Source organism: Streptomyces sp. NBC_00038 (genome assembly GCF_026343635.1).
Taxonomy (GTDB): domain Bacteria; phylum Actinomycetota; class Actinomycetes; order Streptomycetales; family Streptomycetaceae; genus Streptomyces.
The window spans coordinates 7,328,162-7,354,946 of the sequence record NZ_JAPELQ010000001.1; the positions used below are offsets into that span (position 1 = coordinate 7,328,162).

Annotated in this window: 20 protein-coding genes; 9 read left to right on the forward strand and 11 right to left on the reverse strand. The window is 69.1% G+C overall.

The window, feature by feature from the left end; genetic code table 11:
- Positions 1–3 precede the first annotated feature (3 nt).
- The 3 genes from OG219_RS33310 to OG219_RS33320 all read left to right on the forward strand — a co-directional run bounded on the left by OG219_RS33310 (position 4) and on the right by OG219_RS33320 (position 1,961).
- Entirely contained in the window at positions 4–339 is a 336-nt protein-coding gene (locus tag OG219_RS33310) for a hypothetical protein (RefSeq protein ID WP_266832803.1), read from the forward strand.
- A gap of 538 nt (positions 340–877) precedes the next feature.
- On the forward strand, positions 878–1,111 hold the full coding sequence (locus OG219_RS33315; protein ID WP_266832805.1) for a hypothetical protein: 234 nt from the start codon (positions 878–880) through the stop codon (positions 1,109–1,111).
- Positions 1,112–1,208: 97 nt separating this feature from the next.
- A complete protein-coding gene (locus tag OG219_RS33320; RefSeq protein WP_266832807.1) occupies positions 1,209–1,961 on the forward strand; it encodes a hypothetical protein in 753 nt (250 codons plus the stop codon).
- Positions 1,962–2,225: 264 nt separating this feature from the next.
- Here OG219_RS33320 and OG219_RS33325 read toward each other — a convergent pair whose 3' ends face one another.
- Positions 2,226–3,116, reverse strand: coding sequence for an aldo/keto reductase (locus OG219_RS33325; RefSeq protein WP_266832809.1), 891 nt, complete (start codon positions 3,114–3,116; stop codon positions 2,226–2,228).
- A 1-nt stretch (position 3,117) separates the two neighbouring features.
- Positions 3,118–4,050 (reverse strand): NAD-dependent epimerase/dehydratase family protein, encoded by a 933-nt coding sequence (locus tag OG219_RS33330; protein ID WP_266832811.1) that lies wholly within the window; start codon positions 4,048–4,050, stop codon positions 3,118–3,120.
- Between the two features lie 83 nt (positions 4,051–4,133).
- Here OG219_RS33330 and OG219_RS33335 point away from each other — a divergent pair, with 83 nt between their 5' ends.
- The gene (locus OG219_RS33335) at positions 4,134–4,655 is read left to right on the forward strand and encodes an Lrp/AsnC family transcriptional regulator (RefSeq protein ID WP_266832813.1); all 522 of its coding nucleotides are present in this window, start codon (positions 4,134–4,136) and stop codon (positions 4,653–4,655) included.
- On the opposite strand, the gene OG219_RS33340 is transcribed toward OG219_RS33335, so the two are convergent.
- Positions 4,642–5,631 carry a hypothetical protein gene (locus tag OG219_RS33340; RefSeq protein WP_266836320.1) on the reverse strand — a complete coding sequence of 330 codons (990 nt, stop codon included), beginning with the start codon at positions 5,629–5,631 and terminating at the stop codon, positions 4,642–4,644. The genes OG219_RS33335 and OG219_RS33340 overlap by 14 nt on opposite strands.
- A 68-nt stretch (positions 5,632–5,699) precedes the next feature.
- On the opposite strand from OG219_RS33340, the gene OG219_RS33345 reads away from it, so the two are divergent.
- The 3 genes from OG219_RS33345 to OG219_RS33355 all read left to right on the forward strand — a co-directional run bounded on the left by OG219_RS33345 (position 5,700) and on the right by OG219_RS33355 (position 8,886).
- Positions 5,700–6,128, forward strand: a complete 429-nt coding sequence (locus OG219_RS33345; protein ID WP_266832815.1) for a MerR family transcriptional regulator — start codon at positions 5,700–5,702, stop codon at positions 6,126–6,128.
- A 14-nt stretch (positions 6,129–6,142) separates the two neighbouring features.
- Positions 6,143–6,457: a co-chaperone YbbN gene (locus OG219_RS33350; RefSeq protein WP_266836321.1), complete on the forward strand. Its 315-nt coding sequence runs from the start codon at positions 6,143–6,145 to the stop codon at positions 6,455–6,457.
- A 200-nt stretch (positions 6,458–6,657) separates the two neighbouring features.
- Positions 6,658–8,886, forward strand: coding sequence for a UvrD-helicase domain-containing protein (locus OG219_RS33355; protein ID WP_266832817.1), 2,229 nt, complete (start codon positions 6,658–6,660; stop codon positions 8,884–8,886).
- Positions 8,887–9,358: 472 nt separating this feature from the next.
- On the opposite strand, the gene glgB is transcribed toward OG219_RS33355, so the two are convergent.
- The 5 genes from glgB to OG219_RS33380 form a co-directional block, all read right to left on the reverse strand.
- Positions 9,359–11,878, reverse strand: a complete 2,520-nt coding sequence (glgB, locus tag OG219_RS33360) for a 1,4-alpha-glucan branching enzyme (protein WP_266832819.1) — start codon at positions 11,876–11,878, stop codon at positions 9,359–9,361.
- Between the two features lie 38 nt (positions 11,879–11,916).
- Positions 11,917–13,323, reverse strand: a complete 1,407-nt coding sequence (locus tag OG219_RS33365) for a phosphotransferase (protein ID WP_266832821.1) — start codon at positions 13,321–13,323, stop codon at positions 11,917–11,919.
- Positions 13,324–13,430: 107 nt separating this feature from the next.
- Complete coding sequence (gene treS / locus OG219_RS33370) at positions 13,431–15,131, reverse strand: maltose alpha-D-glucosyltransferase (RefSeq protein ID WP_266832823.1); 1,701 nt, start codon at positions 15,129–15,131, stop codon at positions 13,431–13,433.
- Positions 15,128–17,422, reverse strand: a complete 2,295-nt coding sequence (locus OG219_RS33375; protein WP_266832825.1) for an alpha-1,4-glucan--maltose-1-phosphate maltosyltransferase — start codon at positions 17,420–17,422, stop codon at positions 15,128–15,130. Before OG219_RS33375 ends, treS begins: the two co-directional genes overlap by 4 nt.
- Positions 17,423–17,617: 195 nt before the next feature.
- Positions 17,618–18,820, reverse strand: coding sequence for a S8 family peptidase (locus OG219_RS33380; RefSeq protein WP_266832827.1), 1,203 nt, complete (start codon positions 18,818–18,820; stop codon positions 17,618–17,620).
- A gap of 384 nt (positions 18,821–19,204) precedes the next feature.
- Between OG219_RS33380 and OG219_RS33385 the strand changes: the two genes are divergently transcribed.
- Positions 19,205–21,829 (forward strand): glycosyltransferase family 1 protein, encoded by a 2,625-nt coding sequence (locus OG219_RS33385; protein ID WP_266832829.1) that lies wholly within the window; start codon positions 19,205–19,207, stop codon positions 21,827–21,829.
- 4 nt (positions 21,830–21,833) lie between these two features.
- Positions 21,834–22,157 carry a hypothetical protein gene (locus tag OG219_RS33390; RefSeq protein WP_266832831.1) on the forward strand — a complete coding sequence of 108 codons (324 nt, stop codon included), beginning with the start codon at positions 21,834–21,836 and terminating at the stop codon, positions 22,155–22,157.
- 20 nt (positions 22,158–22,177) lie between these two features.
- Here OG219_RS33390 and OG219_RS33395 read toward each other — a convergent pair whose 3' ends face one another.
- The 3 genes from OG219_RS33395 to OG219_RS33405 all read right to left on the reverse strand — a co-directional run bounded on the left by OG219_RS33395 (position 22,178) and on the right by OG219_RS33405 (position 26,754).
- Positions 22,178–22,684: a DUF1990 family protein gene (locus OG219_RS33395; RefSeq protein ID WP_266832833.1), complete on the reverse strand. Its 507-nt coding sequence runs from the start codon at positions 22,682–22,684 to the stop codon at positions 22,178–22,180.
- A gap of 72 nt (positions 22,685–22,756) precedes the next feature.
- Positions 22,757–24,418 carry a M4 family metallopeptidase gene (locus tag OG219_RS33400; RefSeq protein WP_266832835.1) on the reverse strand — a complete coding sequence of 554 codons (1,662 nt, stop codon included), beginning with the start codon at positions 24,416–24,418 and terminating at the stop codon, positions 22,757–22,759.
- Positions 24,419–24,705: 287 nt separating this feature from the next.
- Positions 24,706–26,754, reverse strand: coding sequence for a M4 family metallopeptidase (locus OG219_RS33405; protein WP_266832837.1), 2,049 nt, complete (start codon positions 26,752–26,754; stop codon positions 24,706–24,708).
- Positions 26,755–26,785: the final 31 nt, after the last annotated feature.

The following is a 26,785-nucleotide window of genomic DNA, read 5'->3' on the forward strand; positions in this document are numbered from 1 at the left end:
CGGGTGTCAATTCGTGATGAAGTTAATGATCTGCTCGTAGCCGGTCCTTTCCCGTCGGAGGAGGCGACCGAGGATGAAATCGTGGAGACTGAGCGATTGCTTGAACGGGTGACTCGCCCTGTCTCGGATGAGGAAGCTCAGGCGCTGGTTACAGTCTTCGGCCCCGATGATTGTTTCGGCCTCTCTTGGTCATTGCTGCATCTGATTGAAACGGCGCCTGGCGCCCAGGAGGCGCACTATCCCGTAATTGAGGGGAATATGTGGGCGGAGCTGTTGAACTCTCGTGTCGAGTTTGGTCGGAAACTGGCGGCAGAGAAAAATCGTTCGAATGGTGCGTGATTGGTGATCATGTCACTTCAGGGGTGAGCGTGTGCCGCAACGGCCGACCTCGCACCTAACGTGATCACCGCGATGGCGAATTGCTCGCAGCTCTCTTCTGAGGGCGACCGCATCAATTCATTAGGGGGTCGCGAGATCGTGCTCGCGTCGTGATTTTGGGGTATCGGGCTGGTTCGTGGCCGGTAATTCTCTGTGTGCCGTTCTTGGTTATCGATTCGCGACCTTTTGCCGGTTGTGCGACTCATGATCGAACTGTTTTCATTCAATTTTTCTGACGTGCATTTGATCGATTGGATGGAATTCTGTGACGCCGAAGGTAATGGCCAGGGTTAGTGAACGTTCGCAGGGTTTCTTGGAGCCCGGTGAGCGTGTCGAGCGGGTTTTGCTGGCGCAGGGTGGGATCAATCCGTGGGCGCAGGTCGGGTTTTTCCTGGCGGGGCTGGTCGGGGTCCGGGTTGTGGTTGTCGCGGCCGGGGCGGAGAGCGGGCTTGGGGCGCTCGGGGGTGCTGTCGGCGCGCTGGTCGGGGTGGCGGTTGCCATGGCGCTGACGACGCGGCGGGTGGTGCTTGGGACCGACCAGGGGGTTGTGGTGCTGGAGTACGGGCGGTTCGGGGGTGTGCAGCCGACTCGGGTGCTTGCGCGGCTGCCTCTTGGGACGGGGATCGGGGCCCTGTCGGGTACATGGGCGCAGACCGAGTTGGCCGGGGAGCGGCTGTGGGTGCACAAGAAGTGGCACGGGGATGCGGCCGCGTTTGCGGGGCGGCTCGGCTAGGGGCCGGCAAGCAGGCGAGGTCGAGTGGGCCGGGCGTCCGTTGGAGGGCACCTGGTGGCGTGTGCAGGCATGAGAGCAAGAAGAAGGGGTGGGGCGCGTGGTCCGGAATGTGTGGGGGCGTGCGGCGGTGGCATCGGTGATGCTGGCGCTCATGGCGGGGTGCGGTTCGAGTGAGGGAGCCGCGGAGTTGGGGGCCGGCGCGGAGGGGTCTGCGGTGGCGGAGTCGGCTTCTCCTTCGGCTGCGGTCTCGGCGGTGGCGGGCGCGGGCAGCGAGCCGTTGACCGAAGCGCAACTCACCAAGGCTCAGTTGGAGCAAGGTGACCTGGAGGGCTACAACATCACGGCGGTTGCGAGCACGGACACCGAGGCACCTCCCATCGACGCTGACGACGACGTGTGTGCGGCCGTGTCGATGATGATGTTCTTCTCGCTGAGCGTCGATCCCGAGGCCCGTGTCGGCCGGTCCATGTCTGGCACGTCCGGCGACACGGCGGGTACGGGTACGAGCGTGCTGCTCGCCTCCTACCAGGAAGCCGAAGCAAAGCAGGGCATCGCCGACCTCGCATCCTCCGTCGAGGGGTGCCCGGACGGCTTCGAGGTGACCGAGGACCTGAAGGCGTCCGCGGTGAAGTCCCTGGACACCCCGGATGTCGGGGACGAAGCGGTGGCCTTCCGGCTGAGCGGCGGGATGCTCGGTGCGGACACCCCGACCGCGTACACCGTCGTACGGTCCGGATCGACCCTCGCGGTGTTCTTCACGGTCGACATGACGGACCCGAAGACGGTCACGGTCCCGGACGAGGTCGTCACGGCGCAGATCGCCAAGCTGGAGAAGACAACCACGAGCTGAAGCCCGCGCTGCGCGGATTGGCAGATCTGTCCCACCAACGCCCCTGGAAACGCCTGCTCATGGCTGTCTGGGCTGGGACGGATCTGCCAATTGCTCATGTCCTGGGGGTGGGGTCAGGTTGTCGGGGTGCGGATGTGGGTGAGGAACGTCGTCCAGGCTGGGGGGACTCCTCGTTGTGGTCCAACTCGCCGAGCGGGTCGGCTGGTTCCTCCGTACGGACGTGGGGAAGACGGTGCGCGCCCGGCTCGCGAGGTGAGAGAACGGTTAGCGTCCCGCCGACGCGTCGAGCCTCGCTACGTCGGCCGGTGTCAGGGTCAGGTCCGCCGCCGCGGCGGAGTCCCGGATCGTCTCCGGGCGGCTGGCGCCGGGGATCGGGATCACGGTGGGTGAGGTGGCCAGCAGCCAGGCGAGGCAGACTTGTTGGGGGCTGGTCCCGTGAGTACGGGCCAGATCGTGGAAGGCGCTGAAGCGGTTGTCGGGACGTGCCTTCGATGGGCCGTCCAGGGAGCTGCGGGAGATGCCGCCCAGGGGGCTCCAGGGGAGGAAGGCGATGCCGAGGTCGGTGCAGAGGCGGAGTTCGGGGGTGCTGTCTCGGACGGCGGGGGAGTACTGGTTCTGGACCGAGGCCAGGCGGTCGCCGAGGATGGCGTGGGCCTGGTGGATCTGGGGGACGGTCGTGTTGGAGATTCCGGCGAGGCGGATCTTGCCCTCGTCGAGGAGGTCGCGCAGGGCGCCGAGCGAGTCCTCGAAGGGGATGGCCGGGTCGGGCTTGTGGAGTTGGTAGAGGCCGATCGCCTCCACGCCGAGCCGCTTCAGCGATGCTTCCGCGGCCGACTTCAGGTGGCGCGGAGAACCCGTCACCGTCCAGCTGCCGTCGGCCGGTCTGCCGCGTCCGCCCTTCGTGGTCACCAGGACGTCGGCCGTGTCGCCGCCGTACGTCGCCAGGGCGCGGGCGACGAGCCGTTCGTTGTGGCCGGGCTCCTCGCCGGGCAGGTGGTAGGAGTCCGCCGTGTCCAGCAGCGTGACGCCCGCGTCGAGGGCGGCGTGCACGGTGGCGACGGCGCGCGCCTCGTCCGGGCGGCCTTCGATGGACAGTGGCATCGCGCCGAGGCCGATCGCGCCGACGCGGAGGTCGCCGAGGGAGCGGTGACGCATGTCAGTTGTCCTTTCGGAGGGCCTGGTTGCCGGTGTCCTTCCGGAGGGTCTCCGCAACGGCCCCCGGCAGCCAATTCCTTGCCTCGCCGAACGCGAAACCGAGCTTCGTCGCACGGGAGTTGTCCATCCCGTACGAGCGGGTGAACGAGAACGGTGAGACATCCCCGGCCTCGACACTCCGGAAGACCGTCCTGCCCTCCGGTAGGTGGACGGCCACCGCCGCGCACAACTCCTCGGTGGTGAGCACCCCGTGGGAAGCGGCGTTCACCGGCCCTGTGAATTCGGCGCCCGCCGTCCAGGCGAGAAAGTCCGCGATCTCCTCTACGTGAATGTAGGTGGCGGGATGGTTCGCGGCGGGTACGGCGATCGGTTCGCCGGTGCGGATGCGGTCGGCGTAGTGGTCGAGGCGGCCCGTGAAGTCGTCGTCTCCGCCCAGGACATGGGCGACGCGCACGGCCACGTACGGAAACCCGGGGCCGCCGGCCGCGAAGACCGCCTCGGCCTGCCGCTTGCCCTCGCCATAGTGCGAGTCGAGGAACTCCGGGTCGTCCCAGTGGAGTTCGAGGTCGACGGCGATCGTACGAGGGTCCACGGCATCCTCGGGTACGAGGGCCGCCGAGTCTTCGTACTCGTACACCTCGACGGTGGACGTCATGACGTACCGCCGCGTGCGGCCCGCGAACACGCGTCGTGCGATCTCGGCCTGCCCGGGCGTGTAGCAGACCTGGTCGATGACGACATCGAATGCCCGTGAACCCAGTGCGCTTTCCAGGGACTTCTCGTCATTGCGGTCGGCGACGAGGTGAATTGCCCCTGGGGGCGGCGGTGACGAACCGCGGTTGATGACGGTGACCCGGTCTCCGGCGGCAATCAGCCGGGCAATCACACGCTTTCCGAAATACCGACTTCCGCCGATGACGCATACCTCGCGCACGCCCGTGCCTCCCCGCAAAACAATCCCTGAGCTCCTGTGGTCATAATTCTCCCGAGGTGACGGTGAGGTCTGAAGGGGGAGTCATGGGAGTTCCGGCCGCGGCACCGAAGGAACCACGGCAGCTGCGCGCCGCCGCCAACGAAACGTCGGCGGCCTTCGACGCGCTGGACCGGCAGATCCTGGAGCTGCTGCAGAGCGACGGCCGGATCAAGCTCAGTGAGCTGGGCCGCCGCGTCCGGCTGAGCCCGGCGGCCGTCGCCGAACGCGTCCGGCGCCTGGAGTCGACGGGCGCCGTCACCGGCTACGGCGCCCATGTCTCGCCGCCCCGCCTCGGGTACGGCATCCAGGCCTTCATCCGCGTCAACCCGCACGGCGGGTACAACCTGAAGCACCCCAGGACGCTCGAACTCCTCGCCCGCCCGGAGGTCGTCGAGGTCCACCACGTCGTCGGCGAGGACTGCTGGATCCTCAAGGTCGTGGTCGAGGACACCATCCACCTGGAGGACGTCCTGGAGCAGACCTCTGCGCTGGGGCGCACGACGACGTCGATCGTCCTGTCGTCCCCGGTGGAACGGAAGCCGTTGCTGCCGCCTATTGGACGCTGATGCGATGGGGGTGGGCGGGGTCGGAGGGGCACACGAAGAGATAGCCGGTGCCCCAGCGGCCTACGGCAACCTCCGTCGGCGTCTTGATGCCATCCGTACCGACGAGGTGGAGATCCTCCAGCGGTGTCCAGCTGGATTCGCGCCCGTCCCACTCGTAACTGGCGATGGCGAGCAGCATCTCCATCGGCTGCCGGCACTCGCCGCAGTCCATCCGAGCCGGATCGGTGACGTGCCACGAGGCGTATCCGCCGACCTTCCACCCAGGGGCGATCGACAGATCGGTCTGGTAGACGAAGTCCTCCGTGTCCCACTCGTCGATCGCGTCCCGCAGCGGCTCCGGGAGCAGATCGGAGTACTGGTGCTCCACCACCTGTTCCGGATGCAGGACACATGGCGCGGGTACATAGACGTCCGACCCGACGACTTCCGGCTCGGGCTGTGGGTCCAACACGTGTGTGACGGTGCTGGAATCACGCCAGCGGACCTCCAGCGACATGCCGTGACCAGTGGGGCCGTGCCGGTCGAAGGGGCACCAGAACACCTGGAAGAGGTCGCGGTCGGCGGGTCCCGCGGTGAGGTCGGGTACGTCGCGGCGGTACAGCTGGGTCAGGCCGATCATCGGGATCGGGTCGGTGTCCGCCAGCCACGGCGCGTGGCGGCCGCGGCGGAGCGAGCCGAGGATCTCGCGCTCCTCGTCGGTCGGCCCGGGGGGCGAGGTACGTGCCCATGCCTCCGCCAGGATGTGTCGCCGACGTCTGATGTCCGCGGGCCGCTCCCCGCTGCTCCGCCGGTGCGGCTCCGTGCACACCGGCCAGGGTTCGTCGGTGGGCCACAGCAGCGGCCCACCGACCGAGCTGTCCGCGACGGAGGGCTTCCCGGGGCGCGGGTGCAGACGTGTGGTCGTACGCCGGTGGGCGTCCAGGCCGGGAAAGAGTGCCTCCGCGTCGAGGGGGCGCGGCGGGGTCGTACGCCTCATCGGGGCAGTCACAGGGTCGGGTCCTCACTGTTTGCATTGACGTCGGCGTCAAGGATTACCGTCAACGCATGCGAATCGGCGAGCTGGCGGCGCGGGCCGGGACCTCCACGCGGACTCTGCGGTACTACGAGTCGCGGGGGCTGCTGCCCGCGCGGCGGGGTGAGAACGGGTACCGGACGTACGAGGAGGACGATCTGCGGCTGCTGCGCCAGATCAGGACCTTGCAGGACTTCGGGTTCGACCTGGAGGAGACGCGGCCCTTCGTGGAGTGTCTGCGGGCCGGGCACCCGCAGGGCGACTCGTGCCCCGCGTCGCTCGAGGTCTACCGCCGCAAGCTCGGTGAACTCGACGCGGTGATCGACGAGTTGGTGGCGGTGCGCGCGACGGTCGGCGAGCAGTTGGCGCGGGCGGAGCGGGCGCGTGACGAGCTGGCGGCCGACGCCGGGGTTCCGGGTGGCCCGGAACCCGTATGCGAACTGGGAGGGCGGACGCGGTGATCAAGGCAGCGGGTGTGGCCGAGGTGACGGACGCGGACTTCGAGGCGGAGGTGATCGGGGCGGAGCTGCCCGTGCTGGTGGAGTTCACGGCCGACTGGTGCCCGCCGTGCCGGCAGATGGCGCCGGTGCTGAGCGCCCTCGCCGCCGAGGAGGGCGACCGGCTCAAGGTCGTACAACTGGACGTGGACACGAACCCGGGGACCACGCTCGCGTACGGGGTGCTGTCGATGCCCACGTTCATGGTGTTCCGGGGTGGTGAGCCGGTGAAGTCGATGGTGGGGTCCAGGCCGAAGCGGCGGCTCCTGGAGGAGTTGTCCGAGGTGATGTGAGCCCGCACCGGTGACGGGTCAAAAAGAAATCCCCCGAGCAATTGCGCTCGGGGGATTTTCTTGCGTATATTTAATGGTTCGCGACTTCAAGGGGATTGAATCGCGAAGAAGTTCATTGAGCAGAGTATATCGGGCCGGGAGTGGAATTGTCAAACAGGGGCTCAAACACAGACTCCACCACAGGATTCACCGACGACGAATTGCGGATCGAGCAGGAATTCATCGACGGGGTGTACACACGCGTGGACGCGCTGCGCGGTGTCACCGAGGCCGCCGTCGTGGACGCGCTCGGGCAGGGCAACACGCCCATGCAGGCGCGACTTGAGCGGGACGTGCTCGTCGCCGAACGCTCGGGACTGCTGGCCGCGCTGAACGCGGTGGACGGTTCGCTCTGCTTCGGCCGTATCGACCTCACCTCCGGCGTCAGCCACCACATCGGCCGTATCGGCATCCGTGCCGACGACACCGAGCACACCCCGATCCTCATCGACTGGCGGGCCCCGGTCGCCCGCCCCTTCTACCTGGCCACCGGACACACCCCGATGGGCCTGCGGCGGCGCCGGCACATCACCACCGACGGGCGGCAGGTCACCGACCTGCACGACGAGATCCTCGACCTCGGCGACCACGAGCGCACCGGGCACGAGGACCCGAGCGGCGACGCGGTGCTCCTCGCCGCGCTGAACTCCGCGCGCACCGGGCGCATGAGCGACATCGTGCAGACCATCCAGGCCGAGCAGGACCAGATCATCCGCGCGCCGTACCAGGGTGTGCTGGTGGTCGAGGGCGGGCCCGGCACCGGCAAGACGGCGGTCGCGCTGCACCGGGCGGCCTATCTGCTATACGAGTACCGGGAGTTGCTCGCCAAGCGTGCCGTCCTGATCGTCGGGCCGAACCCCGCCTTCCTCGGCTACATCGGCGAGGTGCTGCCCTCGCTCGGCGAGACGGGTGTGCTCCTCGCGACGATCGGGGAACTGTTCCCGGGCGTGAAGGCGACGGCCTCCGACACCTCCGAAGCGGCGGCCGTGAAGGGGCGCGCCGACATGGCCGACGTGCTCGCCGCCGTCGTACGGGACCGGCAGGCGCTTCCCGACCCCGTCATCGCCATCGAGCACGACCGGGACATCCTCATGCTCGACGCCGGGCTCGTACGGGTGGCCCGCGAGCGCACCCGCGAGGCCCGACTTCCGCACAACGTCGCACGTGAGCACTTCGAGGGCCACATCCTCAACACCCTCACCGACATGCTGGCTGAACGCATCGGCACAGATCCCTTCGACGGCTCGAACCTCCTCGACGCGAGCGACATCACGCAGATCCGCGACGAGCTGGCCGAGAACCCCGAAGTCTGGGACGCGATCGAGCAGTTGTGGCCGCGGCTGACCCCGCAGCGGGTGGTCGCCGACTTCCTCGCCGAGCCCGAGGGGTATCTGCCGGACGGGGACGCGGACGCCGTACGACGGGAGGTCACCCGGGAGTGGACCACCGCCGACGTGCCGCTGCTCGACGAGGCCGCTGAACTCCTCGGCCAGGACGACCGGGTGGCCCGGGCCCTCGCCGACCAGGAGCGGCGCAACCAAGTGGCCTACGCGCAGGGCGTGTTGGACGTGTCCTACGCCTCCCGTACGTACGAGTTCGAGGACAAGGACGAGGAGGACTCCGAGGTCCTCTCCGCGCACAACATCATCGACGCCGAGCGGATGGCCGAGCGGCACGAGGAGGACGACCACCGCAGCGCCGCCGAGCGGGCGGCCGGTGACCGGACCTGGGCGTTCGGGCACATCATCGTGGACGAGGCCCAGGAACTGTCGCCCATGGCCTGGCGGCTGCTGATGCGGCGGAGTCCCACGCGGTCGATGACGCTGGTCGGTGACCCCGCGCAGACCTCCGAGGCCGGTGGGGTCGGATCCTGGGACGGGATCCTCTCTCCCTATGTCGGGTCCCGGTGGGAGCACGTGCGGCTCGCGGTCAACTACCGGACTCCGTCCGAGATCATGGACCTTGCGGCGGGGGTGTTGCGGGCGGAGCAGCCTGGGTTCGAGCCGCCTCGGTCCGTGCGGAGTACTGGCGTACGGCCGTGGGTGCGCGGCGTTTCCGATGACCTCCCGGGTGCTGTCGCCAAGGCCGTTGCCGAGTTGGCGCCTGCCGAGGGGCGGCTTGCGGTGATTGCGCCGCGGGGGCTGCACGGGGCCCTTGCCGGGGGACTGGAAGGGGTGACGGTGGGGGAGTCGCCCGATCTCACTCGTGCGGTCGTGCTTCTCGATCCTCGGCAGGCCAAGGGGCTCGAGTTCGACTCGGTGTTGGTGGTCGAACCCGGGAGGTTCGGGACGAGTGATCTGTATGTGGCGCTGACTCGGGCTACGCAGGCGTTGGGGGTGCTTTACAGCGGGGAGCTGCCTGGGGTGTTGAAGGGGGCGGGGGCGGTGTAGGCGTTTTTTCGCCCCCTCCGCCCCTACCCGTCCCTTGTTCCTGGGGGCTGCCGCCCCCAGACCCCCGCTGTCGGCCTGGACGGCCTCGTCCTCAAACGCCGGACGGGCTGAAGGATCTCTCCCCCGGCCGGAACTGAAAGATCTCCCCTGGCCCGGCTGAAGGATGTCTCCCCCGGCCGGAGCTGAAAGATCGCCCCCGGCCCGGGCTGAAAGATCGCCCCCGGCCCGGGCTGAAATCTTTCACCCGGCCCGGGCTGAAATCTTTCACCCGGGCCGGGCTGAAAGATTTCACCCGGGCCGGAGCTGAAAGATTTCAGCGTCGGACGGGCTGAAAGATCTGCCGCTCGGGGCGGAAGATTTCAGCACTGGCCGGGGAAAATTTCAGCCCCTCCGGCGTTTGAGGAGCGGGGGTTTGGGGGCGGAGCCCCCAAGGGACGGGAATGGGTAGGGGCGGAGGGGGCGAAGAAGGCTTCTATGCGGGGCGTAGCCAGATGGTTGCCAGTGGGGGCAGCGTGAGTTGGATGCTGGCGGGGCGGCCGTGGGCGCCGTGGGGTTCCGGCTTTACCGGGTCGGGGTTGGTGATGTCGCTGCCGCCGTAGCGGGCCGTGTCGGTGTTGAGGATCTCGTGCCAGGCGGGGATGTCGTCGGGGATGCCGAGGCGGTAGCCGTGGCGGACGGCGGGGGAGAAGTGGGAGACGGCCAGCAGGGGGGTGCCGTTGGTGTCGTGGCGGAGGAAGGCGAAGACGTTGTCGTCGGCGGCGTCGCCGGTGATCCAGGTGAAGCCGGTGGGGTCGGTGTCGCGTTGCCAGAGGGCGGGTTGGTGTTGGTAGGTGGTGTTGAGGTCGCGGACGAGGTCGCGGATGCCGCGGTGGTCGGGTTCGGCGGGGTAGGCGGGGTCGAGGAGCCACCAGTCGGGTCCGTGGGCTTCGGACCATTCGGCTCCTTGGGCGAATTCCTGGCCCATGAAGAGGAGTTGTTTGCCGGGGTGGGCCCACATGAAGGCGAGGTAGGCGCGGAGGGTGGCGCGTTGTTGCCACCAGTCGCCGGGCATTTTGGAGACGAGTGAGCGTTTGCCGTGGACGACTTCGTCGTGGGAGATGGGCAGGACGTAGTTCTCGCTGTAGGCGTACACCATCGAGAAGGTCATCTCGTTGTGGTGGTACTTGCGGTGGATGGGCTCGTGGGAGACGTAGTCGAGCGAGTCGTGCATCCAGCCCATGTTCCATTTGAGGCCGAAGCCCAGGCCGCCGAATCCGCCGGGGCCGATGTGATGGGTGGCCCGGGTGACGCCGTCCCAGGCGGTGGATTCCTCGGCGATGGTGACGATGCCGGGGTTGCGGCGGTAGACGGTGGCGTTCATTTCCTGGAGGAAGGCGACGGCGTCGAGGTTTTCGCGGCCGCCGTGTTCGTTGGGGGTCCACTGGCCGGGTTCGCGGGAGTAGTCGAGGTAGAGCATGGAGGCGACGGCGTCGACGCGCAGTCCGTCGATGTGGAACTCCTCGCACCAGTAGACGGCGTTGGCGACGAGGAAGTTGCGGACCTCGCGGCGTCCGTAGTCGAACTCGAGGGTGCCCCAGTCGGGGTGGGCGGCGCGCAGGGGGTCTTCGTGTTCGTAGAGGGGGCGTCCGTCGAATTCGGCGAGTGCCCAGTCGTCGCGGGGGAAGTGGGCGGGTACCCAGTCCATGAGGACGCCGATGCCGGCCTGGTGGAGTGCGTCGACCAGGTACCGGAAGTCGTCCGGGGTGCCCAGGCGGGCGGTGGGGGCGTAGAAGCCGGTGACCTGGTAGCCCCATGACCCGCCGAAAGGATGCTCCGCGACCGGCATCAGCTCCACATGCGTGAAGCCCAGGTCGGAGACGTACGCGGGGAGTTGCTCGGCGAGTTGGCGGTAGGTCAGGCCAGGACGCCAGGACGCCAGATGGACTTCGTACACGGAGAAGGGTGCTTCGTGCGGCGCCCTGAGACCCCGCTCGGCCATCCACGCCTCGTCAGTCCACTCATGGTGGGACGCGGTGACGATCGACGACGTGTTCGGCGGCACCTCGGTGCGCCGGGCCATCGGATCCGCCCGCAGGGTCCGGGAACCGTCGGAGCGTGTGATGTCGAACTTGTAGAGCTCGCCCTCGCCGATCGTGGGCACGAACAGCTCCCATACCCCGGAGGAGCCGAGCGACCGCATCGGATACCCGGTGTCGTCCCAGAAGTTGAAGGTGCCGGCCACACGGACGCCGCGCGCGTTCGGCGCCCACACCGTGAAGCGGGTGCCGGTCACGCCCTGGTGCACCATCGGCTCCGCGCCGAGCGCCCGCCACAGCTGCTCGTGGCGGCCCTCGCCGAGTAGATGCAGATCGAACTCGCCGATCGCGGGCAGGAAACGGTACGGGTCCTCGGTCTCCTGGACCGTCCCCTCGTACGCCACGAGCAGGCGGTACGCGGACGGTACGGCGCGCAGTGGCAGCAGGCCCGAGAAGAAGCCGTCCCCGTCGTCGTGCAGTTCGGCCCGCAGCTCGTCCGTCACGACGGTCACCGCCAGCGCGTACGGGCGGAAGGCCCGGAAGGCGACACCGCCCGGCACGGGATGGGCCCCGAGCACCCCGTGCGGATCGTGGTGCGTGCCGCCGAGCAGCCGCTCCCGGTCGCCGGGGTGCACACCGGCGAACACGGGAGCGCCCGCCTCGCCCGACTCCGGAGCACTCACCTCAACCGACTCCGTGGCGCTCACCTCGACCGACCCGGGACCGTCCACCTCAACCGACTCCGGAACCGACTCCGGCGCCTTCTTCGATACCTTCACGGTCGCCTTGCCCCCAGCCTTCTTGTCGCCGGCCGCCTTCGTCTTCTTGGCCGTGGGCTTCCCCGCGGCGGGGGCCTCCTTCGCAGGAGCCGCCGTCTTCTTGAGGGCATCCGACTTCTTCGCGCCGGTCTTCTCCGCACCGGGCTTCTTCGCGCTGGTCTTCTTCGGACTGTCGTCGGACGGGGGGCGGGGCGTCACGGGCAGGGCCTCCTCGAGAGGTTGAAGGGCGGGGGCGGTCAGGGGGCGGTGGCGTCCGCCGCGAGTCGGCGCACCGCCGCCAGCGGGACCGGGAGCCAGTCGGGACGGTGCCGGGCCTCGTACAGGACTTCGTACACCGCCTTGTCCGTCTCGTAGGCGCGCAGGAGTACGGGGTCGGTGCGCGGGTCGAGCCCGGCGACCTCGGCGTAGCCGGTGCAGTACGCGGCCCGGCAGGTGTCGGCCCAGCCGGGGGACAGGGGGCGGTGCGAGTGGGCCGCGTAGTCGAAGGAGCGGAGCATCCCGGCGATGTCCCGCGCCGGTGGCTGCGGCATCCGGCGTTCGGCGAGCGGCTTCGACGGTTCGCCCTCGAAGTCGATCAGCGACCACTCGCCGGACGGGGCGCGCAGGCACTGCCCGAGATGCAGATCGCCGTGGATGCGCTGGGCGGTCCAGGTGCCGCCCTCGGCGGCCAGGCCGGCCAGCGCCTCGAAGGCGGTGCGCAGTCCGGGAGCGTACGGACGCAGTGCGGGTACCGCCTGTACGGCCGCGTCCAGGCGCTGGGTCATGCCGTCGACGAGCGGTTTCATCTGCGCGTGGCCCAGGGTGACCGTGGGCAGCGCGCGGGCGAGCGCGGTGTGCACCTCGGCGGTGGCGCGGCCCAGCGCCCGCGCCTCGGCACCGAAGTCCTCACCCTTGGCCAGCTCGCGAAGGGCCAGCTCCCAGCCGTCCGTCGCCCCCTGGACGAAGGGTTGCAGCACGCCCAGGGTGTACGTCTCCTCGCCCAGCTCGGCCAGCATCCACGCCACCGGTTCCGGCACCCGGGCGCAGCCCTGCCGGGACAGCACCAGCGGAAGTTCCAGGTCCGGGTTGATCCCCGGCACGATCCGCCGCAACAGCTTCAGGATGAACGTATCTCCGTAGACGATCGAGGAGTTGGACTGCTCCGACGTCACCAGACGCGGCACCAGATCGTCCCGGAGTTCCTGGCCAGGGTCGCGCTCGAAGCGCAGCTCGCCGATACGGGCCTGAGCGCGCAGGGCTTCCAGGAGTACGTTGGCGGGGCGGGGGTCGTACAGCGCCTCGTACACCGTACGGCCCGCCAGCGGCCCTTCCTCCAGATGCCCGATCAGCGCGGGCGCGAGCCTCGGTGGCAACGCTTCGCGTACGCCGATCAGCAGCTGGTAGCAGTCGCTCGGGTGCGGGAGCGCGCCCTGTGTCGGCGTGAGCGGCTGATGGGCGCGCACGAGCAGATGGAGCAGGCCCAACGGGCCGGTCGGCGGTAGCAGTTCGGTGGCCGCCACCAGCGAGAACCCGGTCACCGGGCGACCCTTGCCCGCGAACCAGCGCTGCCGTGGCAGCCATTCCCGCAGCAGCGGATCGAGGGACGCGAGCAGCTCGGAATGTGCGACCGGGGCCGTGGCGGAGTGGGTTATGGCTTCCGACATGACGTCGCGTCCTTTCCCCAGGTACTCAGGGCCCGGAGGCCGGGGGAGTCGGGGTGTTACTCATGCGTGCCCCGGGCGGGGCGGTGGAAACCGCCCCGCCCCGGGTTCTAGGCGGCGTCCTTGCGGAGCCGGAACCAGTAGAAGCCGTGACCCGCCAGGGTCAGCAAGTACGGCAGGTCACCGATGGCGGGAAAGCGGACCCCGCCGATCAGTTCGACCGGATGCCTCCCATTGAACGCGCTCAGGTCGAGTTCGGTGGGTTGGGCGAAGCGGGAGAAGTTGTGGACGCAGAGGACGAGGTCGTCCTTGTATTCGCGGAGGAAGGCGATGACGGCGGGGTTGGAGGACTGGAGTTCGGTGTAGGAGCCGAGGCCGAAGGCCATGTTCTGTTTGCGGATCTCGATCATGCGGCGGGTCCAGTGCAGCAGTGACGAGGGGGAGGACATGGAGGCTTCGACGTTGGTGACCTGGTAGCCGTAGACCGGGTCCATGATGGTGGGGAGGAAGAGGCGGCCGGGGTCGCAGGAGGAAAAACCTGCGTTGCGGTCCGGTGTCCACTGCATGGGGGTGCGGACGGCGTCGCGGTCGCCGAGCCAGATGTTGTCGCCCATGCCGATCTCGTCGCCGTAGTAGAGGATCGGGCTGCCGGGCAGGGACAGCAGCAGGGCGGTGAAGAGTTCGATCTGGTTGCGGTCGTTGTCCAGCAACGTCGCCAGCCGTCGCCTGATGCCGATGTTGGCGCGCATGCGCGGGTCTTTGGCGTATTCCGCGTACATGTAGTCGCGTTCTTCGTCGGTGACCATTTCGAGGGTGAGCTCGTCGTGGTTGCGCAGGAAGATGCCCCACTGGCAGCCGGAGGGGATCGCCGGGGTCTTCGCCAGGATTTCCGAGACGGGGTAGCGCGACTCGCGGCGCACGGCCATGAAGATGCGCGGCATGACCGGGAAGTGGAACGCCATGTGGCATTCGTCGCCGCCCGCGGAGTAGTCGCCGAAGTAGTCGACGACGTCCTCCGGCCACTGGTTCGCCTCCGCCAACAGCACCGTGTCCGGGTAGTGCGTGTCGATCTCCTTGCGGACCCGCTTGAGAAACTCGTGCGTTGCCGGAAGGTTTTCGCAGTTGGTTCCCTCCACCTGGTAGAGGTACGGCACCGCGTCGAGGCGGAAGCCGTCGATGCCCAGGTCCAGCCAGAAGCGGAGTGCGCTGGTGATCTCCTCCTGCACGGCCGGGTTCTCGTAGTTCAAGTCCGGTTGGTGGGAGAAGAAGCGGTGCCAGTAGTACTGCTTGCGGACGGGGTCGAAGGTCCAGTTGGAGGCTTCGGTGTCGACGAAGATGATGCGGGCGTCCTGGTACTGCTTGTCGTCGTCGGCCCAGACGTAGTAGTCGCCGTAGGGGCCGTCGGGGTTGGCGCGTGATTCCTGGAACCAGGGGTGCTGGTCGCTGGTGTGGTTCATGACGAAGTCGATGATCACGCGCATGCCGCGCTGGTGGGCGGCGTCGACGAATTCCACGAAGTCGGCGAGGTCACCGAATTCGGGGAGGACGGCGGTGTAGTCGGAGACGTCGTAGCCCCCGTCGCGCAGCGGGGATTTGAAGAAGGGCGGTAGCCAGAGGCAGTCCACGCCCAGCCATTGGAGGTAGTCCAGCTTCGCGGTCAGGCCCTTGAGGTCGCCGATGCCGTCGCCGTTGCTGTCCTGGAAGGAGCGGACCAGGACCTCGTAGAAGACGGCGCGTTTGAACCACTCGGGATCGCGGTCCTTGGCCGGGGTGTCCTCGAACGTGTCCGGGACGGGCTCGTTGACGATCATGTGGTGGGTGACCCTCCGATCTGCGGTGAGGACGGTCGCAGGACGGTGAGGATGTGCGCGGGACTGTGCCCTGGCTCAAGACGCACATAATTCGCCCTGCCCCAGTAGTAGGTTTCGCCGGTGAGCTCGTCGCGCACCGGCACGGACTCGTGCCAGTCCAGGCCGAGTTGCGGCATGTCCAACGAGACCGTCGCCTCCTGGGTGTGGTGGGGGTCGAGGTTGACCACCACCACAACCGTGTTCGAACCGCGTCCGTCCGTGGTGCTCCCGTCGTCCCCGGCGTCCGCGACGGACTTCGAGTACGCGATCACCGACTCCTGGTCCGTGTGGTGGAAGTGGAGGTCGCGCAACTGGCGAAGGGCCGGACTACGGCGCCTGATCGCGTTGAGCCTGCCCAGCAGGGGCGCGATGCTACGACCCTCACGTTCCGCCGACTCCCAGTCGCGCGGCCGGAGTTGGTACTTCTCGGAGTCCAGATACTCCTCGCTGCCGGCCCGCAACGGGGTGCTTTCGCAGAGTTCGAAGCCGCTGTACACGCCCCACGTCGGCGACAGCGTCGCGGCGAGCACCGCCCGCAGCTCGAAGGCCGGGCGCCCGCCGTGCTGGAGGAACTCGTGCAGGATGTCAGGGGTGTTGACGAAGAAGTTGGGCCGCATGTAGGCGGCCGCCTCGCCCGACAGCTCGGTCAGGTACTCGGTCAGCTCCTCCTTGGTGTTGCGCCAGGTGAAGTAGGTGTACGACTGCTGGAAGCCGGTCTTGGCGAGGGTGTGCATCATCGCCGGCCGGGTGAACGCCTCCGCCAGGAAGATCACGTCCGGGTCGGTGCGGTTGATGTCCGCGATCACCCGCTCCCAGAACAGCACCGGTTTCGTATGCGGGTTGTCGACGCGGAAGATCCGTACGCCATGGCTCATCCAGTACCGCAGCACCCGCAGCGTCTCCTGGACCAGACCCGGCATGTCCTTGTCGAAGGCGATCGGGTAGATGTCCTGGTACTTCTTCGGCGGGTTCTCGGCGTACGCGATCGTGCCGTCAGGGCGGTGGTGGAACCAGTCCGGATGCTTCTGCACCCACGGGTGGTCGGGGGAGCACTGGAGCGCGAAGTCGAGGGCGATCTCCATCCCTTCGCGCTCGGCCCGGCGTACGAACGCGTCGAAGTCGTCGATCGTGCCGAGATCCGGGTGGATCGCGTCGTGCCCGCCCTCCGGGGAGCCGATCGCCCAGGGCACGCCGACATCCTCCGGGCCCGCGGACAGCGTGTTGTTGGGGCCCTTGCGGAAGGTGCCGCCGATGGGGTGGATCGGCGGGAGGTAGACGACGTCGAAGCCCATCCTCGCGATGCCGGGCAGGCGCTCGGCGGCGGTACGGAACGTGCCGTGCGGCCGCTCGGGCGTGCCCTCGGAACGCGGGAAGAACTCGTACCAGGCGCCGTACAACGCCCTTTCACGCTCCACCCGCAGAGGCAACGGCTCGGAGGACGTGACGAGTTCGCGCAGCGGATGGCGGGCGAGGATGCGGTCCACTTCGGGGGTGAGGGCGGCGGCGAGACGGGCCGAGGCGGGGCGTTCCACGTCGCGCAGCGCGTCGGCGGCCGTGAGGAGCGTCTCCCGGCGTCCCTTGCTCTTCGGCACTCCGGTGGCCGCCCGCTCGTACAGCCGCGCGCCCTCCTCCAGGACCAGTTCGGTGTCGATGCCGGCCGGGATCTTGATCCCCGCGTGCCGGCGCCAGGTGGAGACGGGATCGCCCCACGCCTCCACCGTGTACGTCCAGTGGCCCTGTTTCCCGGCGGACACCGTGGCGCCCCAGCGGTCGGTGCCGGGGGCCAGTTCACGCATGGGGGTCCAGGGTCCGGTGCGGCCCTCCGGGTCGCGCAGGACGACGTTCGCGGCGACCGCGTCATGGCCCTCGCGGAAGACCGTGGCCGACACCTCGAAGGCCTCGCCGACCACCGCCTTCGCGGGCCATCGGCCGTGGTCGACGATCGGGTGCACGTCGAGGAGGGGGATGCGGCCGATGGTTGCGGCGGGCGCGACGGGTGGGACGGGCGCGATCGCCTCCCTGGCCTTCGTGGTCTCCGTGGTCTTGATCGGTGCCACGGGTGCCACGGGTGCGACAGGCGCCACGGATGTGACAGGCGCCGTGATCTCTTCGGTCTCCGGAGTCGCGGCGGTGCTGCTGCCGGTGCCGGCGGAGGGTTTCTCCGGCTTGCGGCGACCGGCGTCGGCCGTGCGTATGGGGGATGTCTCGGGGCTGGTCGTCGGGGGTGGCGACGTGTGGTGCGTGGCGGGCATGACCGCTCCTGTCCGCGTCAACGTGGGTGGGCGGATGAGGGTGTGGGGAGGTGAGGTCTGCGGGGCGTACCGGGGGAGCCTTCCCACCCTATTCGGGTGGGCAACCGGCACTTTGTTAACTACTCGCGCGTATGTCTACACACAGGACCGGCCTCGTCCTGTGAGGGCGAGGCCGGTGCCTGTTCCCGCAGCCTGCTAGGGGGTGCCGACCTGGAGCAACCTGTTCGGCGAACCCAGGCCCGCGCCCGAGATTTTGCCTGGAACCGCCTGCTTGACCAGTGCTTTGCCCACCTGTGCCGGGGTGGCCCTGGTGTGGTCGGCCAGATAGAGCGCGGCCGCGCCCGCCACGTGCGGGCTCGCCATCGACGTACCCGAGTAGGTCGCCTTCCCCGTGTCACTGGCGTACGACGCCGAGGTGATCGCCACGCCCGGCGCGAACAGGTCGAGGACGGAGCCGGTGTTCGAGAAGCTCGCCCGCGCGTCGGTCCTGTCGCTCGCGCCGACGGTGAGGGCCTGTTTGACCCGGGCGGGGGAGTAGAGGCCGGCCGGCAGTCCGTCGTTGCCCGCCGCCACCGCGTACGTCACGCCGGAGGCGATGGAGTTGCGTACGGCGGCGTCGAGCTGGGCGTTGGCGTACCCGCCGAGGCTGATATTGGCGACCGCCGGCTTCTTCGCGTGCTTCGTCACCCAGTCGATGCCCGCGATGACCTGTGCGGTCGTGCCGGAGCCGTTGTTGTCGAGGACGCGGACGGCGACGACCTTGGCCTTCTTGGCGACGCCGTACTTGGTGCCCGCGATGGTGCCGGCGACATGCGTGCCGTGGCCGTTGCCGTCCTTGGCGGTCTTGTCGTTTCCGACGAAGTCCCAGCCGTAGCTCGCCCGGCCGCCGAAGTCCTTGTGGGTGATCCGGATTCCGGTGTCGATGACGTACGCCGTCACGCCCTTGCCCGCCGAGTCGGGCCATGTGTAGCTCTTGTTCAGCGGCAGGCCCCGCTGGTCGATGCGGTCGAGGCCCCAGGAGGGCGGGTTCTTCTGGCTGTGGTCGAACGTCACCCGGGTGTCCTGTACGACCGAGGCCACGCGGGAGTCGGCCGCGAGCCGCCGGGCCTGCTTCTCGTCGACCGTCACCGCGTAGCCGTTGAGGGCCGTGCCGTAGGTGTGGCTGATTCTCGCCCCGTACTTCTCCGCGATGCTTTTGCCGGTTGGGGACGGAGCGTCTGTTCCCCCCTTGAGGGTCACGATGTAACTGCCGCTGACGGAGCCGGGGGCACCGGCGCCGAGTATCTGCCCCTCCGGGGCGGCGTGCGCGGGCAGGGTGATGGCCGAAAGCACCGCGGCCGTCGCAACCGCGGTGAGACCTCCCGCCCAGCGCAGACGCCTCTTTTCCGTCTGTGCCATGACTTGAGTTCCCCTCCTCAATTCGGCGTACGCGGCCGGGGACGGCCCGGCGCGGGCCGAGCTCGGGCGGTACGCCGTTGGCAGCCTCTCGTGCGGTGCGAAGTGCCACAAGGCCGCCCATGCGGGCGGAATCAGCCATATCCGTCTTGGGGTACACGTGAACGTTGCGACGAATTTCCGCAGAAGTAACCGGGGGAGTGATTGCCGACGCCCGACCTCCGAGACCCTCGATGCGCCGTGGTTACGGAGGCCTTTGACCGCTACCGTCGAGGGCGGTGGCTTCCTTCGGGACCACTCGGCGCAACCATCAATTGAGGTACCCCGACGGCGAGCAACCAGGCCCGCGAGAGCGGCGCCGGTTTAGGCGCAAAGAGGTGCACAATCGTGAAGGCAATCCGCAGGTTCACCGTCCGCCCCGTACTCCCCGAAGCCCTTCACCCGCTCAGTGACCTGGCGCGCAATCTGCGCTGGTCCTGGCATGCCGAGACCCGCGATCTCTTCCAGTCCGTCGACCCCGAGCGCTGGGCCGCCTCCGACGGCGACCCCGTGCGCCTGCTCGGCTCCGTGTCGCCCGGCCGTCTCGCGGAGCTCACGGAGGACCGGCGTTTCCTGCGCCGGCTTGCCGCGGCAGCCGACGAGCTGCGCGACTACGTGAGTGGCGACCGCTGGTACCAGACCCAGAGCCGGACTCCCGAACTGCCCGCCGCCATCGCCTACTTCTCGCCCGAGTTCGGCATCACGGCCGCGCTGCCGCAGTACTCCGGGGGCCTCGGCATCCTCGCGGGCGATCACCTGAAAGCCGCCAGTGACCTGGGCGTTCCGCTGATCGGCGTGGGGCTGCTCTACCGGCACGGCTACTTCCGGCAGTCACTGTCGCGGGACGGCTGGCAGCAGGAGCACTATCCGGTCCTGGACCCGAACGAGCTCCCGGTGGTGCCGCTGCGCGAGAGCGACGGCTCACCGGCCCAGGTCTCGCTGGCCCTTCCCGGCGGGCGGGCGCTGCGGGCCCGCGTCTGGCTGGCGCAGGTCGGCCGGGTGCCGCTGCTGATGCTCGACTCCGACGTCGAGGAGAACGACCTCGGCGAACGCGGGGTGACCGACCGGCTGTACGGCGGCGGCAGCGAGCACCGGCTGCTGCAGGAGATGCTGCTCGGCATAGGAGGGGTGCGCGCGGTACGGACGTACTGCAGGCTCACCGGCCATGCGCAGCCCGAGGTGTTCCATACGAACGAGGGGCACGCGGGGTTCCTCGGCCTGGAGCGGATCGCCGAACTGGCCGACGGGGGGCTGGACTTCGAGGCCTCCTTGGAGTCGGTGAGGGCCGGCACGGTCTTCACGACCCACACGCCCGTGCCCGCCGGAATCGACCGCTTCGACCGGGAGCTGGTGGCCCGCCACTTCGGTCCGGACGCCGAACTCCCGCGCATCGACGTGGAACGGGTCCTGGCCCTGGGCATGGAGACGTATCCCGGTGGTGAGCCGAACCTCTTCAACATGGCCGTGATGGGGCTGCGGCTCGGCCAACGGGCCAATGGCGTCTCGCTGTTGCACGGTCACGTCAGCCGGGAGATGTTCTCGGGCCTGTGGCCGGGCTTCGACCCGGACGAGGTCCCGATCACCTCGGTGACCAACGGCGTGCACGCGCCGACCTGGGTGGCGCCGGAGGTCTTCCGGCTCGGTGCCCGGCAGATCGGCGCCCAGCGCGCCGAGGACGCGATGACGGTCGGCGGCTCGGAGCGCTGGGACGCCGTGGCCGACATCGCGGACCAGGAGATCTTCGATCTGCGGCGCGTTCTGCGCGAGCAGCTGGTGGTCGAGGTACGGGAGCGGCTGCACGCGTCCTGGCGCCAGCGCGGCGCGGGTACGGCCGAACTGGGCTGGATCGACGGGGTGTTGGACCCCGACGTCCTCACCATCGGCTTCGCGCGCCGCGTCCCCTCGTACAAACGCCTGACCCTGATGCTGCGGGACCGCGACCGGCTGATGGATCTGCTCCTGCACCCCGAGCGGCCGATCCAGATCGTCATCGCGGGCAAGGCCCACCCTGCCGACGACGGTGGCAAACGCCTGATCCAGGAGCTCGTCCGGTTCGCGGACGATCCGCGCGTACGCCACCGGATCGTGTTCCTGCCGGACTACGGCATGGCGATGGCGCAGAAGCTGTACCCGGGCTGCGACATCTGGCTGAACAATCCGCTGCGCCCGCTGGAGGCGTGCGGCACGTCCGGCATGAAGGCCGCGCTGAACGGCTGCCTCAACCTGTCCGTCCTGGACGGCTGGTGGGACGAGTGGTTCCAGCCCGACTTCGGCTGGGCGATCCCGACCGCCGACGGCACGGCGACGGACGACGACCGCCGTGACGAACTGGAGGCGGCGGCGCTCTACGACCTGCTGGAGCAGCGGGTGACCCCGCGCTTCTACGAGCGCGGCCAGGGCGGCCTGCCCGACCGCTGGATCGAGATGGTCCGCCAGACGCTCACCCACCTCGGTCCGAAGGTCCTCGCGGGCCGGATGGTGCGTGAATACGTGGAGCGCCTGTACGCCCCGGCCGCCCACGCCCACCGCTCCCTCACCGCGGACACGGCCCGCGAGCTGGCCACCTGGAAGTCCCGCGTCCGCGCGGCCTGGCCGCACGTCACCGTCGACCACGTCGAGGCAGCCTCCGCCACGACCACCGCCGAACTCGGCACCACCCTGTCCGTCCGGGTCCGCGTCGGCCTCGGCGACCTCGGCCCCGACGACGTCGAGGTCCAGGCGGTGGCGGGCCGCGTCGACTCCGACGACCGCATCGCGGACGCGGTGGCGGTGCCGCTGAAGCCCGCGGGCGGCCCCGACTTGGAGGGATGCTGGGTGTACGAGGGTCCGCTCTCCCTGGACAGGACCGGGCCCTTCGGATATACCGTCCGGATCCTGCCCGCGCACCGACTGCTGGCGTCCAGCGCGGAGTTGGGGCTTGTGGCGGTGCCGTCGGAGGAACTGGTGGAGGCGGCCGGGGTGTTGATGAGGTGAGCGAGTGATCCTCGACAAGAGGGGCGCCACGCTGGTGCTGCTCATCGGGTGCGGGGCCTGGCTGTTCGGCGGGTTGGGCGCGGCAGTGGTGGCGACGTCGTACGCCCCGCTGCCGGACGTGCCCGCCGCTGCTGCCGGGCTCGTCCTGGGCACGGCCGCGGCGGCGTTCTTCACCGGCAGACCGGACATCGCCCGCTGGGCCACACTGCGCGGACGCGCCGGCCGCTGGGTGCCCCGATTCCAGTGGGACCTCGTCCAACTGGCCTTCGGCGTCGTGGCGGCGTGGGGCGCGGCCGGCGTGACGGTGGCCGTGGCCCGGCTGCTGTAACCGTCAGGGTCCGGTGCCGGTCAGATCTGCTCGAACGGTGCGCACAGCCGCCGCAGCACCTTCCCGCACCGCTGGGCGTACGCGTGCTGCAGACCCCGCGTCGCCGGGCCGCCTGCGCGGGCGTACCACTTGGCGCCGCGGCTGAAGGCGGTGATGGTGAGCCAGACGGTGCCGTCGCCGGTTCGGGTGATCTCGAAGGCTTCCTCGCCGCATTCCGGGTGGCCGGTCAGCGTGCCGTACGCCCAGGCGGTGCGGCGGTACTCCTCGACCGTCCAGACGACGCGGCAGGGGGCCTTGAGCGGGCCGAGGCCGACCGTGACGTCGACGCCGGGGGCCGCCTTGTCGGCGTCGCAGGTGATGCTGACGCCGCTCATCTCCCGGTGCATCTCCCAGGTCATGAGGGCCTCGGAGGCGCGGCGGAAGACGGCTTCGCCCTCGCCGATCCTGGTGCGGACATGCATTCGGTGGAAACCCGGCGGGCAGCGGTCCTCGCGGGTCGCGCCCACGTCCTCGTACGTGTAGGGCATGGGGCACAGCGTAGGGCGGTACCCGGAGTCGCCTTCCCGCCGGGTACCGCCCAGTCAGCCGGTGCCGGAGCGTCAGGCCACGTTGACCGCGGTCCAGGTGGCCGCCACGGTCGCGTACTCCGTGCTGGTGGAGCCGTACAGCGCCGCCGTCGCGCTCAGGGTCGCCGTGCGGGCGCCCGCGTACGTGGTCGTCGACGTCATGTACTCGGTGAGCGCCTTGTACCAGATCTGGCTGGCCTTGGCCCGGCCGATGCCGGTGATCGTGGCGCCGTTGGACGTCGGGGAGTTGTAGCTCACCCCGTTGATGGTCTTCGCGCCGCTGCCCTCGCTCAGCAGGTAGAAGAAGTGGTTCGCCGGGCCGGACGAGTAGTGGACGTCCAGGTTCTTCAGCGTCGAGGACCAGTAGTTGGCCGACGCGCCGTCCTTGCTCGGCTGGTCCATGTAGCGCAGCGGCGTGCCGTTGCCGTTGATGTTGATCTTCTCGCCGATGAGGTAGTCGCCGACGTCGGAGGAGTTGGCCGCGTAGAACTCGACCGCCGTGCCGAAGATGTCGGAGGTGGCCTCGTTCAGACCGCCGGACTCACCGCTGTAGTTGAGGCCCGCGGTGTTGGAGGTGACGCCGTGGGTCATCTCGTGGCCCGCCACGTCCAGCGAGGTGAGCGGCTTGACGTTGCCGGACCCGTCGCCGTACGTCATGCAGAAGCAGCTGTCGTCCCAGAAGGCGTTGACGTACGCGTTGCCGTAGTGGACGCGGGAGTACGCGGCGACGCCGTTGTTCTTGATGCCGCTGCGGTTGAAGGTGTTCTTGTAGAAGTCCCAGGTCGTCTGCGCGCCGTACGCGGCGTCGACGGCCGCGGTCTGGTCGGTGGTCGAGCTGGAGGCCGCCCCGGTGCCCCAGGTGTCGTCCGCGTCGGTGAACAGGGTGCCCGCGGACGAGGAGGTGGTGTGCGACTTGTTGTACGTCTTGTGGCTGCCGCGCGAGGTGTCGGTCAGCTGGTAGGTCGAGCCCGACAGCGTGGTGCCGAGGGTGACCGTGCCGGAGTACAGGCTCTTGCCGGTGCCGGTCTCGATGCCCTGGTACTCGTACAGCTTCGCGCCCGTGGCCGCGTCGGTGATGACGTGCAGCTCGTTCGGGGTGCCGTCGTCCTGGAGGCCGCCGACGACCGTCTCATAGGCGAGCACGGGGGTGCCGTCCGCCGCCCAGATCACCTTGCGGGGCGCCGCGTCGGCCGCGGTCTTCTCCGAGCCGGCGGCCTTGGCGGCGGTCAGCGCCTGCTTCTCGGCCTTCGCGGAGGTGACGGTGGGCGTGAGGGTGGCCACCTTGATGGTCGCCTTCGTCGCCTTGGTGACGCTCTCGGTCTTGCCGGCCGCGGTCTCGTGGACGACCAGGTCGCCGCCGAGGACGGGGAGTCCGTCGTAGGTGCGCTCGTAGCGCGTGTGGAGCGTGCCGTCCGCGTCCTGGATGACGTCTCTGACGACGAGCTTCTCCTTGGCGCCGAGGCCTATCTCCTTGGCGGTCTGGGGAGTTGCGGCGTCGGCTTCCTGGATCAGGGAGGTGCGTGCGGCCGCGGACAGCTGGATCTGGGCGCCGGGGAGCGTCGGCTTGGCGGTGGGAGCCGCGGCGACCTCGGCGGAAGCACCGGTGGTCATACCGGTGGCGAGCAGGGCTCCGGCCGCGACAGCGGTGGCGATGGCCAGAGTGGTGCGCTTGTGACGCGCGTAGAGGGGGGTCACAACGAACTCCTTAGTGGGGGCTACCGAACGGCATGGGGTGGCCGAACGGAAGGTGAAGTTGCGGTGCGGGTGAGCCGTGCGGTGGAAGAGTGACACCCGGGGCGCGTACATGTCAGGAGGCCGAATGAATGTTGGCCGAAAAGCGTCCGTTGGCTGATGATCGAGGTACGCAATGCGGACTCGATCTTCGTAAAGGAGACGTCAAAGCAAACCCCCTGCCGGGCAAAAGAGGGCGCCGCCCCGGGGAGTTGAACCTCCGGGACGGCGCCCTGTCTGGTGGGGATCCCCTACGGGAACGTGAGCTTCCAGCTGTTGATGTAGCCGGTGTCCACGGCCGCGTTGTCCTGGACCCTCAACTGCCAGGTTCCGTTGGCGACTTCGGAGGAGGCGTTCACCGTGTAGGTGGTGTTGAGGTTGTCCGTGCTGCCGCCGGTGCTGTACCCCTTCAGCGTGTACGCCGTGCCGTCGGGGGCCACCAACTGCACCTGAAGGTCACCGATGTAGGTGTGCACGATGTCCACGGCGACCGCGAGGTTCGTCGGTGCGTTACCGGTACGCCCGGTGACGGCGATCGAGGAGGTGACCGCCGCTCCGTTGTCCGGAATCGATACGTCGGTCGTGCTCTCGAACGACGTACCGCCGCCACCGCCACCGCCGGCCCGGGCGCCGACCGCGACGCCCGCCCAGGCGTTCTGCACCGCCGCGTACTCGGCGCTCGTGGTGCCGTACAGCTCACCCGCCACCGCGAGCGTGCCGGTGCGGGCCGCCGCGTAGTTGGTGGTCGAGGTGAACTTCGTGGTGAGCGCCTTGAACCAGATCTGCTCCGCCTTCGCACGGCCGATCCCGGTGACCGGGAGCCCGTCGGCGGTCGGCGAGTTGTAGGTGACACCGTTGATGGTCTTGGTGCCGCTGCCCTCGCTCAGCAGGTAGAAGAAGTGGTTCGCGGGACCCGAGGAGTAGTGGACGTCGATCGAGCCGATCCCCGAGTACCAACTGTCCTTGGACGCGCCGTCCTTGCTCGGCTGGTCCATGTAACGCAGCGGCGTGCCATTGCCGTTGATGTTGATCTCTTCGCCGATGAGGTAGTCGCCGACGTCGGAGGAGTTGGCCGCGTAGAACTCGACCGTGGAGCCGAAGATGTCGGAGGTCGCCTCGTTCAGACCGCCGGACTCGCCGCTGTAGACGAGCCCCGCGGTGGCGGAGGTGAGACCGTGCGTCATCTCGTGGGCGGCGACGTCGATCGAGGTGAGCGGGTTGGCGTTGCCCGACCCGTCGCCGTACGTCATGCAGAAGCAGCTGTCGGACCAGAAGGCGTTGACGTAGTTGTTGCCGTAGTGGACCCGCGAGTACGCGCCCACGCCGTCGCCCCTGATGCCGCTGCGGCCGTGCACGTTCTTGTAGTAGTCCCAGGTCAGTGCCGCGCCGTAGTGGGCGTCGGCGCCGGCCGACTCCAGGTTGGACGCCAGCCCGTTGCCCCACACGTCGTCGGAGCCCGAGAACAGCGTGCCGGTTCCGGAGGTGCCGCGGTTCAGGTTGTACGTCTTGTGGGCGCCGCGCGCGCCGTCCGTGAGGTTGTACGTCGTTCCGGACTGCGTGGTGCCGAGCGTGACCGTGCCGCTGTACACCGTGTTGCCGGTGCCGGTCTCGATGGCCTCCCACTCGTACAGCTTCGCACCGGTGGTGGCGTCCGTGACGACGTGCAGCTCCTGCGGGGTGCCGTCGTGCTGGAAGCCGCCGACGACCGTCTCCCACGCCACGGTCGGAGTGCCGCTCGCGGCCCAGACGACCTTGCGGGGCGCCCGGTTGACGTCCGGGCTCTTGGCCTTCTCCGCTTTCGCGGCGGCCAGGGCCTGCGTCTCGGCCCTGGCGGCGGGCAGCGCGGCGGTGGTCGTCGCCGGCTTGATGGCGGACCTGGTCGCCTTGACGACGCCCTCGGTCGCGCCCGACTTGGCGGTGTCGACCACCAGGTCGCCGCCGAGGACCGGGAGTCCGTCGTACGTGCGCTCATAGCGTGTGTGGACCGTGCCGTCCGCGTCCTTGGCGACGTCCCGGACGACGAGCTTCTCCTTGGCGCCGAGGCTCAGGTCCGCGGCGGTGTCCGCCTTGGCCGCCTCGGCGTCGGCTATCAGCGCGGCGCGCTGGGCGGGGGAGAGCTTCACGGGTACGGCGCCCGGATTGACCTTGCCCGCGGCCGACGGTGCCTTCTCCGGGGCTGCGGTCGCGGCGCCCGACTGGACGGCCGCGGAGATCAGGGCGGCGACGCCGACGAGGGCGACGGCTGCGGCACGACGCCGCGAGGTGTGGGGGGTGCGTCTGTGAGGGGAGCTGCTTCTCAACACTGACTCCTTCTGCGTGGCCGCGGGTCGC

Excerpts from the sequence above, each read along its gene's own strand:
- OG219_RS33325 (WP_266832809.1), bottom strand. The coding sequence starts at position 3,116 with ATGCGTCACCGCTCCCTCGGCGACCTCCGCGTCGGCGCGATCGGCCTC.
- OG219_RS33375 (WP_266832825.1), bottom strand. The coding sequence starts at position 17,422 with ATGCCCGCCACGCACCACACGTCGCCACCCCCGACGACCAGCCCCGAG.
- OG219_RS33315 (WP_266832805.1), top strand. The coding sequence starts at position 878 with ATGGCGCTGACGACGCGGCGGGTGGTGCTTGGGACCGACCAGGGGGTT.
- OG219_RS33395 (WP_266832833.1), bottom strand. The coding sequence starts at position 22,684 with ATGCCCTACACGTACGAGGACGTGGGCGCGACCCGCGAGGACCGCTGC.
- OG219_RS33380 (WP_266832827.1), bottom strand. The coding sequence starts at position 18,820 with ATGGCACAGACGGAAAAGAGGCGTCTGCGCTGGGCGGGAGGTCTCACC.
- OG219_RS33335 (WP_266832813.1), top strand. The coding sequence starts at position 4,134 with ATGGGAGTTCCGGCCGCGGCACCGAAGGAACCACGGCAGCTGCGCGCC.
- OG219_RS33340 (WP_266836320.1), bottom strand. The coding sequence starts at position 5,631 with ATGAGGCGTACGACCCCGCCGCGCCCCCTCGACGCGGAGGCACTCTTT.
- treS (WP_266832823.1), bottom strand. The coding sequence starts at position 15,131 with ATGATCGTCAACGAGCCCGTCCCGGACACGTTCGAGGACACCCCGGCC.
- OG219_RS33365 (WP_266832821.1), bottom strand. The coding sequence starts at position 13,323 with ATGTCGGAAGCCATAACCCACTCCGCCACGGCCCCGGTCGCACATTCC.
- OG219_RS33345 (WP_266832815.1), top strand. The coding sequence starts at position 5,700 with ATGCGAATCGGCGAGCTGGCGGCGCGGGCCGGGACCTCCACGCGGACT.